This window comes from Atopobium sp. oral taxon 416 (assembly GCF_018128285.1).
GTDB lineage: Bacteria > Actinomycetota > Coriobacteriia > Coriobacteriales > Atopobiaceae > Olsenella_L.
This window is the reverse complement of the sequence record NZ_CP072380.1, coordinates 2,244,803-2,263,761: the sequence shown is the minus strand read 5'-3', so window position 1 is coordinate 2,263,761 and position 18,959 is coordinate 2,244,803. Positions and strand designations below refer to the sequence as shown.

Annotated in this window: 15 protein-coding genes; 12 read left to right on the top strand and 3 right to left on the bottom strand. The window is 58.1% G+C overall.

The features are described from left to right. The first annotated feature begins 36 nt into the window (after window positions 1–36). Window positions 37–2,289 carry an excinuclease ABC subunit UvrB gene (uvrB, locus tag J4859_RS11895; protein WP_305852664.1) on the top strand — a complete coding sequence of 751 codons (2,253 nt, stop codon included), beginning with the start codon at window positions 37–39 and terminating at the stop codon, window positions 2,287–2,289. On the opposite strand, the gene J4859_RS11890 is transcribed toward uvrB, so the two are convergent. The 3 genes from J4859_RS11890 to J4859_RS11880 are packed head-to-tail and all read right to left on the bottom strand — an operon-like array spanning window position 2,290 to window position 6,026. Next, window positions 2,290–3,942, bottom strand: coding sequence for an NAD(P)/FAD-dependent oxidoreductase (locus J4859_RS11890; RefSeq protein ID WP_212330030.1), 1,653 nt, complete (start codon window positions 3,940–3,942; stop codon window positions 2,290–2,292). Beyond that, entirely contained in the window at window positions 3,935–5,158 is a 1,224-nt protein-coding gene (locus J4859_RS11885; RefSeq protein WP_212330029.1) for an aminoacetone oxidase family FAD-binding enzyme, read from the bottom strand. The genes J4859_RS11890 and J4859_RS11885 overlap by 8 nt, the downstream gene beginning before the upstream one ends. A 4-nt stretch (window positions 5,159–5,162) precedes the next feature. After that, window positions 5,163–6,026, bottom strand: coding sequence for an Mrp/NBP35 family ATP-binding protein (locus tag J4859_RS11880; RefSeq protein WP_371812055.1), 864 nt, complete (start codon window positions 6,024–6,026; stop codon window positions 5,163–5,165). Between the two features lie 309 nt (window positions 6,027–6,335). Between J4859_RS11880 and uvrA the strand changes: the two genes are divergently transcribed. From uvrA to hisI, 11 genes are all read left to right on the top strand, one after another. Then, on the top strand, window positions 6,336–9,251 hold the full coding sequence (uvrA, locus tag J4859_RS11875) for an excinuclease ABC subunit UvrA (protein ID WP_212330028.1): 2,916 nt from the start codon (window positions 6,336–6,338) through the stop codon (window positions 9,249–9,251). Further along, a complete protein-coding gene (locus J4859_RS11870; protein ID WP_212330027.1) occupies window positions 9,238–9,738 on the top strand; it encodes an aminoacyl-tRNA deacylase in 501 nt (166 codons plus the stop codon). Before uvrA ends, J4859_RS11870 begins: the two co-directional genes overlap by 14 nt. A gap of 2 nt (window positions 9,739–9,740) precedes the next feature. After that, entirely contained in the window at window positions 9,741–11,402 is a 1,662-nt protein-coding gene (gene murJ, locus J4859_RS11865; protein WP_212330026.1) for a murein biosynthesis integral membrane protein MurJ, read from the top strand. 97 nt (window positions 11,403–11,499) lie between these two features. Then, window positions 11,500–13,167, top strand: a complete 1,668-nt coding sequence (gene hisG / locus J4859_RS11860; RefSeq protein WP_212330025.1) for an ATP phosphoribosyltransferase — start codon at window positions 11,500–11,502, stop codon at window positions 13,165–13,167. After that, window positions 13,164–14,561, top strand: a complete 1,398-nt coding sequence (hisD, locus tag J4859_RS11855; RefSeq protein WP_212330024.1) for a histidinol dehydrogenase — start codon at window positions 13,164–13,166, stop codon at window positions 14,559–14,561. The genes hisG and hisD overlap by 4 nt, the downstream gene beginning before the upstream one ends. Next, entirely contained in the window at window positions 14,558–15,643 is a 1,086-nt protein-coding gene (gene hisC, locus J4859_RS11850; protein ID WP_212330022.1) for a histidinol-phosphate transaminase, read from the top strand. The genes hisD and hisC overlap by 4 nt, the downstream gene beginning before the upstream one ends. Window positions 15,644–15,645: 2 nt before the next feature. Beyond that, window positions 15,646–16,233 carry an imidazoleglycerol-phosphate dehydratase HisB gene (hisB, locus tag J4859_RS11845; RefSeq protein WP_212330021.1) on the top strand — a complete coding sequence of 196 codons (588 nt, stop codon included), beginning with the start codon at window positions 15,646–15,648 and terminating at the stop codon, window positions 16,231–16,233. Between the two features lie 14 nt (window positions 16,234–16,247). After that, window positions 16,248–16,910, top strand: coding sequence for an imidazole glycerol phosphate synthase subunit HisH (gene hisH, locus J4859_RS11840; protein WP_212330019.1), 663 nt, complete (start codon window positions 16,248–16,250; stop codon window positions 16,908–16,910). Beyond that, the gene (locus J4859_RS11835) at window positions 16,911–17,666 is read left to right on the top strand and encodes a HisA/HisF-related TIM barrel protein (RefSeq protein ID WP_212330017.1); all 756 of its coding nucleotides are present in this window, start codon (window positions 16,911–16,913) and stop codon (window positions 17,664–17,666) included. It abuts the gene before it with no gap. Further along, complete coding sequence (gene hisF / locus J4859_RS11830) at window positions 17,656–18,423, top strand: imidazole glycerol phosphate synthase subunit HisF (protein ID WP_212330015.1); 768 nt, start codon at window positions 17,656–17,658, stop codon at window positions 18,421–18,423. The genes J4859_RS11835 and hisF overlap by 11 nt, the downstream gene beginning before the upstream one ends. Window positions 18,424–18,441: 18 nt before the next feature. Next, a complete protein-coding gene (hisI, locus tag J4859_RS11825; protein WP_212330013.1) occupies window positions 18,442–18,813 on the top strand; it encodes a phosphoribosyl-AMP cyclohydrolase in 372 nt (123 codons plus the stop codon). Window positions 18,814–18,959 lie beyond the last annotated feature (146 nt).

Genomic DNA, 18,959 nt, shown 5'->3' with positions numbered 1-18,959 from the left:
AACGTTCTAAATCCTAGGTATGAAGAAGGGCTAACTGTGGCTCAAGACAATACAGTTGCAACAGATACAGAACCGAGGGCCGGAAGCACCGAAGCGCATGAGCGCTTCGGCGCAGAGTTAAAGCGTTTCGGGCTCGGCGCAGATGACTCAAAGCTGCAGGTCATCTCCCCCTATGAGCCGGCGGGCGATCAGCCGCAGGCGATCGAAAAGCTGGCCCAAGGGGTCAAAGAGGGGCTTAGGTACCAGACGCTCGTGGGTGTCACGGGCTCCGGCAAGACCTACACGATGGCTAAAGTGATTGAGGCGGTCAACAAGCCGACCCTCATCATGGAGCCGAACAAGACCTTGGCGGCGCAGGTCGCGGGTGAGATGAAGGAGATGTTCCCGAACAATGCGGTGACCTACTTCGTCAGCTACTACGATTACTACCAGCCAGAGGCCTATGTCCCGCAGACGGATACCTACATCGAAAAGGATGCCTCGATCAACGAGGAGGTGGAGAAACTGCGCCACCAGACGACCTCCTCGCTGCTGAGCCGCCGTGACGTTATCGTCGTCGCCTCCGTGAGCTGCATCTACGGTATCGGCTCCCCGCAGGACTATGCAGGCTTGGCTCCGAATGTGGACAAGTCAAAGCCCCTTGAGCGCGATGATTTAATCCACTCCCTGATCAATATTCAATATGACCGCAACGACCTCGATCTCTCGATCGGTACCTTTCGGGTCAGAGGCGACACTGTCGATGTGTGGCCGCCTTACTCAGACAACCCGATCCGCATCAGCTTCTTCGGGGATGAGGTGGAGCTCATCGCGGAGATCGATAAGGTGGGCGGGGAAGTGGTACGCGAATTCGATGCAATCCCGATCTGGCCTGCCTCGCATTACGTGACTGAGCGTCCGAAGATCAATCACGCCCTCAAGACGATCAACGAAGAACTGACCAAGCGTGTGGCCGAACTCAAGGCGGACAATCGCCTCCTTCAGGCGCAACGCCTGAAGGAGCGCACCTCCTATGATCTCGAGATGCTCGAGAATATGGGCTACTGCAACGGTATCGAGAACTACTCGCGCCACCTGGATGGCAGAAAGCCGGGCGAGCCGCCCTATACATTGATCGACTACTTCCCCCCAGACATGCTGTGCATGATCGACGAGTCCCACGTGACCGTACCGCAGATCAGAGGCATGCTCGAAGGGGACCGCTCACGCAAGATCACGCTGATCGAGCACGGGTTCAGACTGCCCTCTGCCTTGGATAACCGGCCGTTGCGCTTCGACGAGTTTGAGGAGCGCATCCCGCAGTTCATCTATGTCTCCGCAACGCCGGGTGACTACGAGGAGAAGGTTTCCCAGCGGACCGTAGAGCAGATCATCCGTCCGACCGGCCTTCTGGACCCGAAGATCGAGGTGCGTCCGATCCGCGGACAGATCGACGATCTGATCGACGAGATCAAGCAGCGTTCCGCGAAGCATGAGCGGGTGCTGGTTACCACCTTAACCAAACGCATGGCGGAAGACCTGACGGACCATCTGCTCGATGAGGGGATCAAGGTCAACTACATGCACTCCGACACCGAGACGCTCGACCGTGTCCGGATCATCCGTGATCTGCGCGAAGGCAAGATCGATGTCCTGGTCGGTATCAACCTCTTACGTGAAGGCCTCGATATCCCTGAAGTCTCCCTGGTCGCTATCTTGGATGCGGACAAGGAAGGCTTTCTGAGGAATCGCCGCTCCCTGATTCAGACGATGGGGCGTGCCGCACGTAACGTCTCCGGTGAGGTCATCATGTACGCCGATGAGCTCACCGACTCCATGCGGGTGGCTATCGGCGAGACGAGGCGGCGCCGTCGGATTCAAGAGGAGTACAACGACAAGTACCACATCGAGCCGCATACGGTCCGCAAAGCGATCAACGATATCTCGAGCTTCATCGCAGAGGCCCACGAGAACGTCGATAAGCGTGAGCGGAAGAACGGCGTGTTCTATACGCCTGCACACTCTGAGGGCGGTGGATCCGGTATCACCGAGGAGCAGTTGCAGAACGACCTGCAGGCAGTGCCGCGCTCCGAGATCGAAACGATGCTCTCCACCGTGCAGGAAGAGATGGCGGCAGCCTCAGATGCGATGGACTACGAGGAAGCCGCACAGCTGCGTGACCAGTTTGTCCAGCTGAAGGCGATCATCGACCACACCACCGAAGCTGACGTTATGAAGCGTCTCAAGCAGGGAGCCCGCCGAGGCTCCGACCATGCGACGCGCAGAAAGTATCGGCGCCGCAAACATTGATCAGTGCGCGAGGGTGTCGATGAGTTGCTGCGCAATGCGGATTCCGTCAGTTGCGGCGCTCATGATGCCACCCGCATAGCCTGCTCCTTCTCCACAGGGCCAGAGGCCAGATGTGTTGGCCGACTGGCCCTCTTTTGTACGCACGACCCGCACCGGGGAGCTCGATCTCGTTTCCGGCGCGGTGAGGACTGCATCATATTCATCGAACCTGTGCAGTCGGTGCCCCAAGAGAGGGATTGCGAGACGTAGGGTATCGGTGATGTAGGAGGGGAGACAGCCGTCAATCTCGCCCCAGGCGACCCCACGCGGATAGGTCGGCTTGACGCTTCCGGGGCCTGAAGAAGGTTTGGCTGCCAAAAAGTCACCGACCAACTGCGCAGGTGCTCGATAGGCACCGCCGCCCAGCTCATAGGCTTTCCGTTCGCAGGAGCGCTGTAGCCCAATAGCGGCGAGCGGATCATCCCCGACGAGATCGTCGGGGAAGACATTGACGAGCAATCCTGAGTTTGCGTTGGTACCGGAACGTGCCGCGAGGCTCTGTCCATTGGTGCAGACACCACCCACCTCACTTGAGGCGGCGACCACTGACCCACCGGGGCACATGCAGAAGCTGAAAGCACCTCGGCCCTCTTTTGGATGTGCCACGAGCTTATAGGGAGCGGCACCCAAGACCGGGTTTCCGGCTTCCGAACCGTACTGGGCCCTGTCAATTGTGGACTGCAGATGCTCGATACGCACGCCCATCGCAAAAGTCTTGCGTTCGAGAAAGACCCCTTTCTCCGCAAGCAGCGAAAAGACGTCGCGTGCAGAGTGTCCGCATGCGAGGATAGTGTGCGAGGTGTGGATCGTCTCCTTGCGTCCATTGCCTCGTCTCACGCTGACGCCGCAGAGACTGCGGTTTTGGGTGAGCTCGATATCAAGTAGCTTGGTATTGAAGAGGACCGTGCCTCCAGCATCTTCAATACGCTCTGCTAGGTGTGTGACGACGGCGGGCAGGATGTCTGACCCGATGTGCGGTTTCGCATCGTAGAGGATATCTTTAGGGGCCCCGGCTTCCACGAAAGTCTGCAGAATTAAACGGTGGAGTGGGTTCTTTGTCCCGGTGTTGAGCTTTCCATCGGAGAAGGTCCCGGCACCGCCCAACCCGAACTGGATATTGCTTTCGGGATTAAGGGTTCCGGTCTCGTTGAAGGTCTCGACGCTCTCTGTACGGCGTGTCGCATCGTCGCCGCGCTCAATCAAGAGAGGAGAGAGCCCTGCTTCGGCAAGGGTCAATGCACAGAAGAGCCCGGCACAACCGGCGCCGATCACACAGGGACGTTTAGGAAGCGCGATCCCAAGGTTGGTGGGAAACTGTGGCTCCTTCTCTTCAACGAGTTTGAGGGTGATACGGCCACGCTTGGGGGAGACGCGCTTCAGCAGCGCTTCCTCTGCATGGCTGCCTCCCGCGAGGTTGAACCGGACCGTATAGGTGAGGTGAATATCGTTTTTCTTGCGGGCGTCGATCGAGCGCCGCCTCATCGTAAAGCCGGTGAGATCCGCCTGCGTCAGATGGAACTTCTTACACAGGATCTGCTGACACAGTACGACTTCGGTCTTGCGTGTTCCATCGAGACGATGGATCGCTATCGATATCCCTTGTGCCTCAAGCATCCGGGTGCTCCTTCTTGATCGCTTCTGCGCCAGCCTGCCCCGCGCGGATACCGCTCAACCAGGCCCAGCTCAGGTTATAGCCTCCACAATCCCCATCGACGTCGAGGGCTTCTCCTGCTGCGTAGAAGCGGGGTGCCCCTGTTGCTTCGAGGGTTTCAGCAGAGAACGAAGACACTGCGAAGCCTCCGCGATGGATCTGTGCATGGTCTGTATCAGCCTTGCCGGTGATCTCCATCGTGAGATGTTTAATCAGATGAGCCGCTTTGGCGGTTTTGTAGCGGGCTTTTTGATCGATGTATTCGGCCAAGATGGGATCACAGACTCCCTGGGAGCTTCCCGCAAGGCTAATGAGATGCATCACCTGCTGCTGTGTATAGGCCGGCGCGGCATCGAGAACGATTCGGTCATGGGGCTGTGCTTTACGGGACAGATTGAAGGTCGCGATGCCGGAGAGGCCATAGCTGCGAAAAAGGAATTCTCCTGACTCCTCGTCGATAACCTTTGTGTCGCGTATCAGCTGTGCCTGTGCGTGCAAGCGTCGTCCGTTGAGCTGCTTGAAGGGCAAGCCCTCACAGGCAAGCGGGCACAGGGCCGGTGTTGGGGGTATGAACTCTACTTCTTTTGGAACCGCTTCGGGCGGCACTTCACCACCCGCTGTGTAAATAATAGTGTGGGCAGATGTATGTTCAACATCAGATGCACTCTTGAGTCCATAAAAGTCGAGATGCCACTCGTCGTTGGTCCAACTGAAGGAGAGGCATCGATGGGCGGAAGCTAAGATCACTCCTTCGCGCCGGGAACGTGCGAGGAGGACCTGTCTGACACTTTCTGCCTGTCGTGAGAGGGGATAGAGCCGGCCCTCCTCTTCAGCCCAGGCAAGCCCCAAATCCGAGAAGAAACTGAGCACCTTATCGGTGGGATTCGGTCCCATAACCTGCTGTACAAAGTCTGGGTGGTTGTAGTGCTCGGGCGCGAGGTCGCGGTTGGAGAAGTTGCAGCGGCCGTTGCCGGTAGCGAGGATGGTCCTCCCTATTCTAGGAGCCATCTCAAGTACGACGACCTTGGCCCCTGCGTGTGCCGCGGTGATTGCCGCTGCAAGCCCCGCAGCGCCGCCACCGATAACTACGATGTCGGCCGAATCAGGGACCACGACCTTCACGGCTGCCATGATCTCGTCTTTCTGCTGCTCTTTTTTGCGTCTCTTGGGCCTGCCCATAGGATCAGCGCTCTCCCATCAGTTCTGCGGAGGTGAGGATAGCGGCGATACCGTCAGGAAGGAGATTTCGAGGCAGCTTCTCTTCGATCGTCCCCTCATCGCACATCTCAGAGAAGTCGGGGTTGATCGGGAGCTGACCTAGGAAATCCATATCGTAGTGATTGGCGGTTTCCTTAGCGCGGCTCGGGCCGAAGGGCTCAATCTTCTCGCCGCAGTGCGGGCATTCGATGTAGGCCATGTTCTCGACGAGCCCGAGCACTGCTATCTTCATCATCTTCGCCATCCTCACGGCTTTGCCCACGACCATCTGGACGAGGTCCTGGGGGGAGGAGACGATGATGACACCCTCAATCGGGAGGGACTGGAAGACGGTCAGCGCGACGTCACCGGTTCCCGGCGGCATATCCACGAGCAGGAAGTCAATATCGCCCCAGTCGCACTGTCCCCAGAACTGTCTTAAGGCTCCGGCGAGGATCGGGCCTCTCCAGAGCACCGGGTCATCGTTGTGCTGCAGGATCAGGTTAGTGGACATCACTTTGATGCCGCCTTGAGTGGTGACCGGCACTAAGTTGTTGTCCTTGGCACCCGCGAGCATATCATCGAGGCCGAACATTTTGGGGATAGAGGGGCCGGTGATATCGGCATCCATGATGCCGACCTTTGCGTCGTGGCGGGAGAGCTGCGTCGCTAAGATGCCGGTCACGAGTGACTTGCCCACGCCTCCCTTGCCGGACATGACGCCGATCACATGCTTGATGTGGGAATGCTCATTCAACGGGAAAAGCGGAGACTGCTGCTGTTTATCACCGTGCATAGCGGTGTCCATCTCCTGCTTGATTTGGTCCTGTTCCTCTTTAGAAAGTGGCACGACTTGCTTTCCTCTCTTATCGGTACTACAAAAACATGGTTACTATACCCGCCTCGGGGTGGGTTTTGCCGCTGTCGTTCAGCTGAGGTGCTGAGCGGCCGTTGGGTGCTTCTGTCGCATTCAGGTCTGTATGCTTGCTGCAGATACGCGATGGAAAATCCGCACATGGGGTTTGGTTAGTGTCGTGAATTGTTTTCGGGAACGAGTGTTCCTTGGTAGGATAGAGAAGATAGATAACTGAGATAGAAACATGTGAGATCGGATACCGACTGGGCGGTCGGATCCGTAGTTTTTTCTGAAGAGGGTAGCATGGCATCAGACTATATAGTTATCAAGGGCGCCCGCCAGCACAATCTGCAGAATGTGAATGTTAGCATTCCGAGAGGGAAGCTCGTTGTTATCACCGGACTCTCCGGTTCAGGCAAATCGAGCTTAGCGTTTGACACGATCTACGCCGAAGGGCAGCGGCGCTACGTTGAATCTCTGTCCTCCTATGCAAGGCAGTTCTTGGGGCAGATGGACAAGCCCGACGTCGACTCCATTGAGGGGTTGTCCCCAGCGGTCTCCATTGACCAGAAGACGACTTCAAAGAACCCGCGCTCTACGGTAGGTACGGTCACAGAGATCTATGACTACCTGCGCCTGCTCTATGCCCGCGTCGGTATCCCGCACTGCCCGGAGTGCGGCCGCGTGATTGAACGGCAGACTACCGACCAGGTGGCGGATAAGGTGATGGCAGCTGGGCAGGGGAGACGTGCCCTGGTGCTGGCCCCGGTCGTCCTGGGCCGTAAGGGAGAATATCAAAAACTCTTCCAGGATCTGCAGAGAGAGGGCTTCAGCCGCGTTAGAGTTGACGGTGAGGTGCGGGAACTCTCTGAGAAGATCACCTTAAATAAGAAGATTAAACACACGATTGAGGTCGTCGTCGACCGTATTGTTATCAAGGAATCCTCGCTGGGGCGTATCGCCGAGGCGGTGGAACAGGCGACGAAGCTGGCTTCAAGCAGATGCGCGGTGCTGCTCTTGGCGGATCGGAAGGATCCGGAGCACATGCCGGAAGAACTTTTGACCTACTCCCTGGCACTGGCCTGCCCGATCCACGGGCACTCAATTGATGACCTGCAGCCCCGGGACTTCTCCTTCAACGCCCCTTACGGTGCCTGCCCGGACTGTGACGGTCTTGGCTCCAAGCGTGTCGTGGATGCCCAGGCTTTGATCGATAACCCACATCTGAGCATCAATCAGGGGGTCTTCGGAAATCTCTTCGGGCGTTCCAACTACTACCCACAGATCCTACAGGCGGTCTGTGACTACTTGGGGGTCAGCGCAGATACCCCCTGGGAAGATCTGCCGAAAAACGCACAGAGCTCCCTCCTGGATGGTTTGGGCGACAAGAAGATCGAGGTGCACTACCACACCCTCGATGGACGCAATACCACTTGGCTCACCAAGTTCTCAGGAGTACGTAACATCCTCTTTGAGAAGTACCAGGAGACGACATCTGCCACGATGCGCAAGCACCTCGAGAAGTACATCCGTGAGGTGGCGTGCCCAACTTGCCACGGCGCCCGCCTGAAGCCGGAGTACCTGGCAGTGACCGTCGGGGGTCTCAGCATCTATGAGCTGTGCAATCTCTCCTGCAAGGATGCCCTGGAATTCTTTGAGAACCTCAAGTTAGACGAGAAGCACCAGGCGATCGGCGGCCCGATCGTCAAGGAGATCCGTGCCCGCTTGCAGTTCCTCGTGAATGTCGGCCTGGACTACCTGACCTTGAGTCGTGCCTCCGCCACCCTCTCTGGCGGTGAAGCGCAGCGCATTCGCCTGGCGACCCAGATCGGCTCCGGATTGATGGGTGTTCTCTACATTCTGGATGAGCCCTCAATCGGATTGCACCAGCGGGACAATGACCGGCTGATTGCGACGCTCAAGAACCTGCGTGACCAGGGGAATACCGTGATCGTCGTCGAACACGACGAGGATACGATCCGTGCCGCGGACTATGTGATCGATATGGGCCCCGGCGCGGGCGAGATGGGTGGCCATGTGGTGGCTGAAGGTACGCCACAGGAGATCATGGCGAACGAGGACTCGCTCACCGGAGCCTACCTCACCGGCAAGCGCATGATCCCACTGCCGGATACTCGTCGCTATCCCCGCAGGGGCAAGCTCACGATCACGGGCTGCAAGGCGAACAACCTGAAGGGTATCTCCGCCTCCATCGAGTACGGAACTTTTACGGTCGTGACTGGCGTCTCAGGCTCTGGGAAGTCCTCACTGATCACCGATACTTTGGCCCCCGCCCTCACCAACATCATCCAGCGCTCCAAGCGTGAGGTAGGGTCCTATCGCGCGCTGAAGGGGCTTACTGACAGAGAGGGTAGGCCCAAGATCGACAAGGTGATCGATATCGACCAGAGTCCGATCGGTAGAACCCCGCGCTCCAACCCCGCCACCTACATCGGGCTGTGGGATGACCTGCGCCGGCTCTTTGCCTCCACCCCTGAAAGCAGGGCGCGCGGCTACAGCCCGGGGCGCTTCAGCTTCAACGTACCCGGAGGGCGCTGTGAAGCCTGCAAGGGTGACGGGCAGATCAAGATCGAGATGAACTTCCTGCCGGACATCTATGTGCCCTGCGACGTCTGTCACGGCAAGCGCTACAACCGTGAGACGTTGGAAGTCAAATACAACGGCAGATCCATTGCAGATGTGTTGGACATGACCGTGACGGAGGCGCTCGCTTTCTTCGCGAACATCCCCAAGATCAAACGGAAGCTTGAGACCCTCTACGATGTGGGCTTAGGTTACGTGCATCTGGGGCAGCCCGCAACCACCCTTTCCGGCGGTGAGGCGCAGCGCGTAAAGCTCGCCAAAGAGCTGGAGCGCATCCAGACCGGTAAGACCTTCTATATCCTGGATGAGCCGACGACCGGTCTGCACTTTGAGGATGTGCGGCAGCTCGTGAACGTGCTGCAGCGTCTCGTCGATGCCGGGAACACGGTGCTTGTGATCGAGCACAACCTCGACGTGATCAAAGTTGCGGACCGTATCCTCGATATGGGACCGGAGGGTGGTGACGCCGGCGGCCAGATTGTAGCCTATGGCACGCCCGAAGAGGTCGCAGAGGTCAGGGAAAGCTACACCGGCAAGTACTTAAAGCCCCTGCTCGAGCGTGACCGGAAGCGTATGGCCGCGCTGAGGGAGGCGCAGAGCGATGGCAAAGCATAAGGTTGCGAAGACCAACGCGATGCGCGAGCTTGATCAGGCACATATCAGATACACGGTCCGTGAGGTCGAAGGGGAGGAAGAGGACATCTCCCGGGGCTTAGGCGTACGCCTGGCAAAGCAGACCGGAGCGGATATGGACTCTCAGTTCAAGACACTCGTGTGCGTGGCGCCCAACCACGACCACGTGGTGTGCTGCATCCCGGTCGCCGAAGAGCTCGATCTGAAGAAAGCGGCGGCAGTAACCAATGAGAAATCGCTTGAGTTGGAATCCTGGAAGAAACTGGAGGCAGTCACCGGATACGTGCGGGGTGGCTGCACACCAGTCGGCATGAGAAAGAAATTTCCGACGCTGATTGACGAAACGGCGCAACTGTTCGACATTATTGGCATCTCCGGTGGCCGCCGCGGCTTAGGCCTTAGGCTCAATCCGATGGAGCTCGCCAACTTTTTGGGAGCGAAGTTCGTCGATATCGTGCAAGAGGGGTGAGCATGGCAGACAACAACCAGACCTCAACGCAGTCCCCTGTGAATGAGGAAGAGACGATCCAAAGTGCTGAGGAAGAAGCCAAGACCCGTGAGTCAGTCGGCAGATCCTCGGCGATGATGAGCGGGCTGATTATCGTTTCCAGAATCACCGGCTTCTTCAGGACCTGGGCGCAGGCCTACGCGGTCGGCGTCACGATGCTCGCCTCCTGCTATACGATCGCGAACAACCTCCCGAACCTGCTCTATGAGCTCGTGATGGGCGGCATGCTCGTGACCGCGTTTTTGCCGGTTTACATGAGCGTCAAGCATCGGCTTGGGCGTAAAGGTGCCAATGCCTACGCCTCGAACCTCTTCTCCTTTACCCTCCTCATCATGGGAGGCCTCTCACTCGCCTCGGTGATCTTCGCGGCTCCGATCGTATGGACGCAGCTCTTCTCGGCGACCAACGTTGACTTCGACCTGTCGGTCTACTTCTTCAGGTTCTTCGCGATCGAGATCATGCTCTACTCGCTCTCGATGGTGGTCTCGGGCATCCTGAATGCGGAGCGCGAGTACTTCTGGAGCACCGCAGCCCCGATCTTCAACAACTTTGTGACGATCGCTTCCTTTGTCCTCTATATCGTCTTTGAGATGTCAAATCCCGGCTTAGCGTTGGTGATCTTAGGCCTCGGTAATCCTTTAGGCGTGCTGGTCCAGCTGCTCGTTCAGCTGCCGGCCCTGCACAAGCAAGGGGTCAGGCTCACTTTCCACATCGATTGGCACGATCCTGAGATCAAAGAGACCCTCTCGATCGGTATCCCGTCCTTTATCTGCACGATCGTGATGTTTGTCACAACCTCCTTCGAGACCTCCTACGAGATGCAGTCCTCAGTCTCCGGCTCCTCGATCGCCTACTATGCCCGTATCTGGTACACGCTGCCGTATTCAATTTTGGCAGTGCCGCTGACCACGGCGCTCTTCACTGAGATCTCCGACCTCTTTGCCAAGCACGATATCAAGGGCTACCGCCGCAGTGTCTCAAAGGGCATCTCCCAGATCCTCTTCATGCTGATCCCGATGATGCTCTTCCTGATCGTCTTCTCACAGCCTCTGATCACCGTGATGTCCGGCCGGAGCTTCTCGCTCGATGAGATCAATCTGACCGCGGAGTTCCTCTGCGTGCTCGCGGTGTCGCTGCCGGTCTACGGCGTCTACATCTTCCTGCAGAAGATCTTCTCCTCCATGCGCCACATGAACCTGTTTGCGGGTGCGAGCGTGATCGCCGGCGCCGTGTGCGCGGTGTTCATGGCAGTGTGCACCCCGATGTACGGCCTGATGATTCCGGCCTGGAGCAACACGATCTTCTATGTGATCGTCGATGGTATCGGCGTCGCCCAACTGTGGCACAACCTGGGAGGTTTGGGTATCCGCCGCATCATCGCTGAGAGCCTGCGCTCTTTGGTCCTTGGTTTAGCTGGCGCCCTCGTCGGCTTTCTGATCCTGACCGCCCTCAATACCTTTGTGGCCCCCTGTACGACCTCGATGGGCAGAGCTTTCCTGTATTGCCTGGCAGGCGGCATTCCGGCGCTCATCGTCACCTACGGTGGGGCGGTGGCGCTCAAGATGCCTGAGGCCGGCATCATCCGCAGGGTCTGTGCCCGCTTTATCCCGGCACTTCGCAAGTAGCGTGTCCGGTTATTGCGCGCATGTTACAGATAGGCTGGGGCGGTACTTTAGCGTGATAAAGTGACCCTACCATATGATTACAAGCAGGGGAGTGATTGTGACACCAAAGACACCGCCTGGGTTTAGAGATATCTTGCCGGAAGAGGCACAGGCGAGGGAGCGTATTTCAGATCGCGTGAAAACGACCTTTGCCGCCCATCGCTACCTGCCGGTGGAGACCCCGCTTTTGGAGATGCGCTCCACTTTTGAGCAGGCGGGCCACATTGACAACCTGCCCTTTCAGCTCTTTGACGCAGAGAACTCTCAGATCCTCGCGCTGCGACCGGATCTGACACTGCCGATCGCCCGTATGGTGGCGACCCACAAGAGCCGCAGGGATTTCCCGCTCCGCCTCCGCTATACCGCACCGGTGATGCGTGAGCAGGCGGACCTGAAAGGCCAACCTCGGCAGTTCACCCAGTTGGGTGTGGAGCTGATCGGTGGGGAAGACGGCAGAGCCGAACCTGAAGTGGTCTCGCTTCTGGCGGAGACCCTGGATGCCCTGCATGTGCCGGCCTGGCACATCGTGTTGGGCTCCGTGATGCCGCTCAAAGCCTTACTTGAAGCGTGCGCACCTACCCAAGCATTCACTGATCGGGTATTGCAGTTGGTCCACGCCTCTGACCTGGTGGGCTTAGACGAACTGATCGACTGCGTGGGGTTTCCCCAGGAAGTCGCCCAGGCGCTGCACGGATTTCCCCGCTTGACCGGTGGGATCGAAGCACTCGACCAACTTGACCAGGTACTGGATGCCGCAGGGGTGGACACAGACAAACGGGGCGTTCAGGAGCTCCGTGAGCTTGCAAACGAATTGAAGCCGCTGGTTGACCAACGAAAGCTCCTCTTTGACTTCTCGATCGTCAATTCCTTCGACTACTACACGGGCATCATCTTCAAGGCCTATTCCGAGGACATCACGGCTTCATTAGCCTCCGGGGGTCGCTATGATGCGGTGCTTACACACTTCGGCATGCCTGATACCTGCGCCTGTGGCTTCGCGCTCTCGTTGGAGCGCCTGCAAGAGGTGCTGGGTGAGATGGGAGATACCGGTGTCGTGACGCCGGCGGATTCCTCTGAGAGCCGGCCGCTGCGCATCGCAATCCCGAAAGGATCCCTGTTCCCGGATACGGTCAAGCTGCTGAAAGCAGCGGGGATGCCGACCGACAAGCTGAAGGATCCCGGTCGCCATCTTATCATCCATGAGGACGGCGTCGATTACACCATCGTCCGTGCCCAGGATGCCCCCTATTTTGTGGGCTATGGCGGGGCGGACTGTGGCATCTGTGGCAACGACTCGATCATTGAATCTGAAGTTGATCTGCTGCAATTAGTGAACCTGAAGTACGGGGCCTGCCGCTTTGTGGTGGCGGAGCCTGCCGCAAACAAGGGAAAGACCGACTGGGCCTACGCCTGGAGGGGTTATGAGCGGGTCGCCACGAAGTATCCGCACATCACCCAGGGCTACTATGATCGGATCGGCAGACAGGTAGAGATCCTGCCCCTGCACGGCAATATCGAGCTCGGCCCGATCGTAGGTATGGCTGACCGCATCGTGGATATCACCGCTACCGGCACGACCTTGCGGGAAAACGATCTGGTTGTGGTGGACGATGTACTGAACTGCTCAGCCCGCTTCTTTGCGGGGCCGGCGACCTATCGCTGCGACACCAGGATTCAGAAACTTGAGGAGCGCCTGCGTGCCTGTGTTGAAAAGGAGAAAGCATGAGATTGGTGCAACTTGCCCGAGGAGAGCAACTGACAGACAAGGATCTGAAACGCTGCGGAGCGCTCGCTCCTGAAGTCGTCACCTTTGCCCAGGACATCGTAAACACGGTGCGCGAAGGGGGAGATAAAGCAGTTCGGGACTACTGTCTCAAGTTCGACGGAGTATGCCCGAAGCAGTTTCGTGTGCCCGACGAGGTCATACAGGACGCCCCCAACAAGGTCGATCCCAAGTTCTTGGCTGCCATCAAGAAAGCGTATAAGCAGATCCGTGACTTCCACGAGCGGGAGCGTGAGGATTCCTGGTTTACTACGACCGACGACGGGACGATCCTGGGCGTCAAGATGGTGCCGCTCGCCACGGTTGCAGTCTACGTTCCGGGCGGACGTGCCCAGTATCCCTCCACCGTGCTGATGGACGTGATCCCTGCCAAGGTCGCCGGCGTGAAGCGCGTCACTATGTTGACCCCGCCGCAGAAGGATAGCACGATCTCCTCCTATACCCTTGCTGCCGCGGCAATCGCAGGCGTGGATGAGGTGTACGCTGTCGGCGGCGCACAGGCTATCGCCGCCGTGGCCTACGGCACTGAGAGCATGCCGAAGGTCGACAAGATCGTAGGCCCGGGCAACGCCTTCGTGGCTGCTGCCAAGCGCTCAGTGAGTGGTGATGTTGGTATCGATATGGTCGCCGGTCCCTCTGAGGTCTGTGTGCTGGCCGATGGCGCGGCAGATCCTACCGTCATCGCTGCAGATCTGATGGCGCAGGCGGAGCATGACCCGATGGCGACCTGCTACCTGGTGACGGACAGCGCAGAGCTCGCTGACAGCGTTAACGCAGAGCTTGAAAAGCTGCTTGTCCAGAGCCCGCGGGAGGAGATCACCCGCAAGAGTCTGGACCACGGCGTCGCAGTCTGCACTACCGATATGGATGCCGCGATCGACGTCGTCAACGTGGTTGCCCCGGAGCACCTGGAGCTGCACCTTCCTGAGGCCTTCTCGATTCTGGGTAAGATCCACAACGCCGGCGCGATCTTTGTCGGCCCCTGGAGCTCAGAACCTTTGGGTGACTACGTGGCAGGACCGAACCACACGCTGCCGACCGGCGGCACTGCGCTCTTCAGCAATCCACTGGGAGTCTATGACTTCCAGAAGCGCTCCTCGATCATTTCCTATACGCCGGAAGGCCTGATGAAGGACGCCGAGGCGACACAGACCATGGCTCAGGCGGAAGGCCTGTGGGCACACGCTCTCTCTGTCGGGATGCGCGTCAAGCTGATTGAGAAGGATGAGGATCACTTCAAAGCAGGTGATGACCCGACCGCTGATGCGCTTCACACGGCGTGGCCTGAGGAGCTGCAAGAGCCGAAGAAAAGCTTTCTGAACGGTGGGCAGGAATGAGGGCGGGACTGAGCCCTGAGATCCGCAAGCAGGTGCGGCCCTCAGTCGAACACCTCGATGCTTACGATCCGGGGTTTGTACCGGCGAAGATCGTTCTTTCCGCCAATGAGAATACCCACGGGATGCCCAAGGCAGTCCATCAGAAGGTGATGGACGCAATCACTCAGGTTCCGACGAACCGCTATCCCGATCCGTTGGCGAATAAACTCAGAGCTGCTATTGCGGAGTGGCAGGGTGTCAAGCCGGAGGAGGTTCTGGTCTCCAACGGTGGAGATGAGTCGCTCTTCAATCTGGTTCTCGCCTATGGGGGAGCAGACCATCTCACCGTAAACGTCTCACCGACCTTCTCAGTCTACGAGCTCTATGCCCGTATGGTGGAGTGTCCGGTCGTGACCATTGAGCGTGATCCGGAGACCTTTGATGTCGAGATCGACCAAGTTGCCCAGGCAGCAAAGGATGCCTCCCTGGTGATCCTCTGCTCGCCGAACAACCCGACGGGCAATACGATCAGACAGGCAGACGTCGCACGGGTCTGTGAGGCCTGCACCGGTCTGGTGCTGGTCGATGAGGCATATATCGAGTTTGCGGATGCAGGCGTCAGCGCACAGCCGTTGCTGGAGGACTATGACAACCTGATCATCCTGCACACCCTCTCGAAGGCCTACTGCCTGGCCGGAGGGCGTGTTGGATACCTGTTGGCCAATGAACAGATCCTCGAAGCGCTTGAAGCCGTACGGCAACCCTATTCGGTCAACGCTTTCAGCCAAGCGGCGGCTTTGACCGTCGTGGAGAACCGGGAGGCTTTCCAACCCGCTATCGAGGATATCAAGGGTGAGCGGGACCAGCTGATTGAGACCCTGAACGACATTGAGGGTATCCGCACCTGGCCGAGCCAAGCGAACTTCTTCTGTCTGCGTACTGATCAGGCTCATCAGGTCTGGGAGACGCTGCACGACACCTATTCGATTCTGGTGCGTGACTTCAGTGTTGCTCCAGGGTTGCAGGATTGCCTGCGCATCTCGGTCGGCACACACGAGGAGGATGAAGCGCTCGTTGCGGCGCTCAGAGAGATTGTGGGATGAGTATGGCAAGAACGGCGGAAGTAACGCGCAAAACCGGGGAAACCGACATCGAGGTCAACCTCGATCTCGACGGCACCGGCACCTATTCGATCGATACGGGCGTAGGCTTTTTTGACCACATGCTCTCAGCCCTCTCCCGTCACTCCCTGATCGATATGGATATCAAGGTCAAGGGGGATACCTGGGTGGACGACCACCATACGGTGGAGGACACCGGTATCGTAGTGGGCCAAGCCTTAGGCCAAGCGCTCGGTGACAAAGCAGGTATCAGACGCTTCGGCTCGATCGCTATACCTTTGGATGAGGCGCTGACCCTGGCCTCGGTCGATATCTCCGGCAGAGGGGAGCTCTACTGGGATGTGCCGATCGGACCGGATAAGGTAGGGACCTTTGATACGGAACTTGCACAGGAGTTCTTTATCGGCTTTGCGCGTCAGGCGGGCATCACCCTTCACCTGAAAGAACTTTCCGGCACCAATGCCCATCACATTATCGAGGCCACCTTTAAGGCCTGCGCTCGAGCTTTGAGACAGGCCGTCGAGCCTGACCCCCGAGTGAAGGGGGTCCCCTCCACGAAAGGCGAACTGTAGAGAGGCTTGTTCATATGGCAAAGACCATAGCTGTTGTTGACTATCACAAGGGAAACTTAAGCTCTGTTGCTCGCTCGCTGAGCGCTGTGGGTGGCACCGTGACCATCTCCGATGATCCCCAAGAGCTTATGCAGGCGGATGCCTTAGTGATTCCCGGCGTCGGAAGCTTTGAGGATGCGATGATCTCCCTAAAGAAGAGAAAGGAGACTGAAGCAATTCGCGCTGCAGCCCAAGACAACAGACCGATCCTCGGAATCTGCCTCGGCTTACAGGTGCTCTGCGGCCGCGGCTCTGAGCGTGAGGCACAGGCAGCTAAGGGGGGCACGTGGGTCAAAGGGTTGGGCCTCCTGAAGGGCAGCGTCGATCGGCTCCATTCAGATCGTCTGAAGATCCCCCATGTCGGCTGGGACCAGCTGCATCTGGCTGAGCAGGGGAAGGCATGCCCGCTCTTTGCGGGGATTCCGGAAGGTGCCAACGTCTACTTTACCCACAGCTATGCGGTGATGGGGGACATCGATCCCGAGCAGGTTGCGGCAAAGACCTTCTACGGGGAACCGTTCGCCTCGGCTGTCTGGGCCAACAACATCTACGGGGTACAGTTCCATCCCGAAAAGTCCTCGACCTGGGGGCTCACCATGCTCAAAAACTTCGTACACATCGTGGAGGGCGAGGCATAGATGCTCCTGTTTCCCGCTATCGATTTAATCTTCGGCGACGTCGTGCGCCTCAGAGAGGGGAGACGCGATCGAGTCAACGTCTATTCCCATGACCCGCTCGCCGTGGCCCAAGACTTTGTGGCACAGGGCTCATCCTGGGTCCACGTCGTCGATCTCTCCCGCGCGTTTGGGGAGGACAAGCAAGCCTGCCAGGCTAATCGAGCTGCCCTGAAGGCGATCTGCCAGGTGCCGGGGCTCTGCGTCGATACCGGCGGTGGTGTACGGAGCCTGAAGGATATCGAGGAGCTGCTCGGTCTGGGCGTCGAGCGTGTCTCGATCGGCACTGCCCTGATTGCGGATCCAAAGTTTGCGCAGGAAGCAGCCAAACAGTATCCCGATGCAATCGTGGCTGACGTCGCGGTAAAGGATGGGCTCGTGCGGGTCAATGCCTGGAGGACGCAGAAACGCCTCAACGTCGATGAGGTTGTCAAGCGCTTGGTATCCTTGGGCTTTTGCCATTTGGTCTTTACCGATATCGCCCGTGACGGAATGCAGACCGGCATCGATACCTCGGTGATGAAACACATCGCTGAACTCGCCGGATTCCCGATTGTGGCTTCCGGTGGCATCGCAACCCTCGAAGACATCCGCGCGCTTGCGGCGCTTGGGCCTCAGGTGATTGAAGCCGCGATCGTGGGACGGGCGCTCTACGAGAAGAACTTTACGCTGAAGGAAGCACTCGAAGCTGCACAAGGAGGTAAGAGCGATGCTGTGTAAGCGCGTGATCCCCTGCATGGACGTGACCCATGGCCGTGTGGTGAAAGGGGTCAATTTCAAAGGGCTGAAGGATGCGGGAGATCCGGTTGAGCTTGCACGCGCCTACGATAGGCAGGGTGCTGACGAGGTGATCTTCCTGGATATCACCGCGACCTCCGATAACCGTTCAACAGCGGTCTCGCTTGCTTCCCATGCTTCAGAAGAGTTGAGAATCCCCTACACTGTCGGCGGTGGTTTTCACACTATCGCCGGCCTGCGCCAGATGTTTGCGGCAGGGGCTGACAAGATTTCGATCAACTCTGCGGCGATCAAGGATCCTTCCCTCATCACCCGTGCCGCGCAGATCTTTGGCTCGCAGGCGATCGTCTGCGCGATCGACGCAAAGCACGTGGGGGTGGGAGACAAGTGGGAAGTCTATTCCGCAGGTGGCAGGATACCGACCGGCTACGATGCGGTGTCCTGGGCTGAGGAAGTGGCTGCTCGTGGCGCCGGAGAGATCCTGCTGACCAGCATGGATCGTGATGGCACGAAAGACGGCTTTGATATCCCGCTTACACGTGCCGTAGCACGTGCGGTACCGATTCCGGTGATCGCTTCCGGTGGAGTAGGGAAACTAGAGGACTTCGCGCAAGGCATTATCGACGGCGAAGCGGATGCGGTATTGGCAGCGAGCGTCTTCCACTTTGGGACCTATACGGTGCGGCAGGTCAAAGAGTACCTGGCCTGCCAGGGTATCCCGGTGAGGCTCGATTTCTAAAGAATGCGACGGTTACACATGGCACACAAGACATATGCGCGGGAGCCCTTGGAGCTGGTATCCGCTGATCTGGACGCTCTGAAATATGACAGCAGGGGACTTATCTCGGTTGTGGTCCAGCAGTTCGACACCGGTGAGGTGTTGATGGTTGCCTGGGCAAATAAAGAGGCACTCAAACGCACGATCGACACGAAGACCTCCTGGTTTTGGTCCCGCTCTCGGCAGGAACTCTGGAACAAGGGTGCTACCTCAGGCAATATCCAACAGATAAAACAGATCCTTATCGACTGTGATGCGGATGCGCTGCTCTATCTCGTGGACTCTCCCGGTCCGGCGTGCCACACCGGACATAGAAGCTGCTTCTACCGTGAGATGAATCTCAGTGATTAGAGAGATATCAGATATGTGAGGCTCTGTGATAGTTTTTGAGTGAAATGCCCTGGTAGATGGTGTACCTCGGATAGGGAGTAGTATAGGTTGGTTGAGGGCTGATTGCCTGCGGAAGAGAGTAGTGCCGGCCCGATCAAATGGCTGTC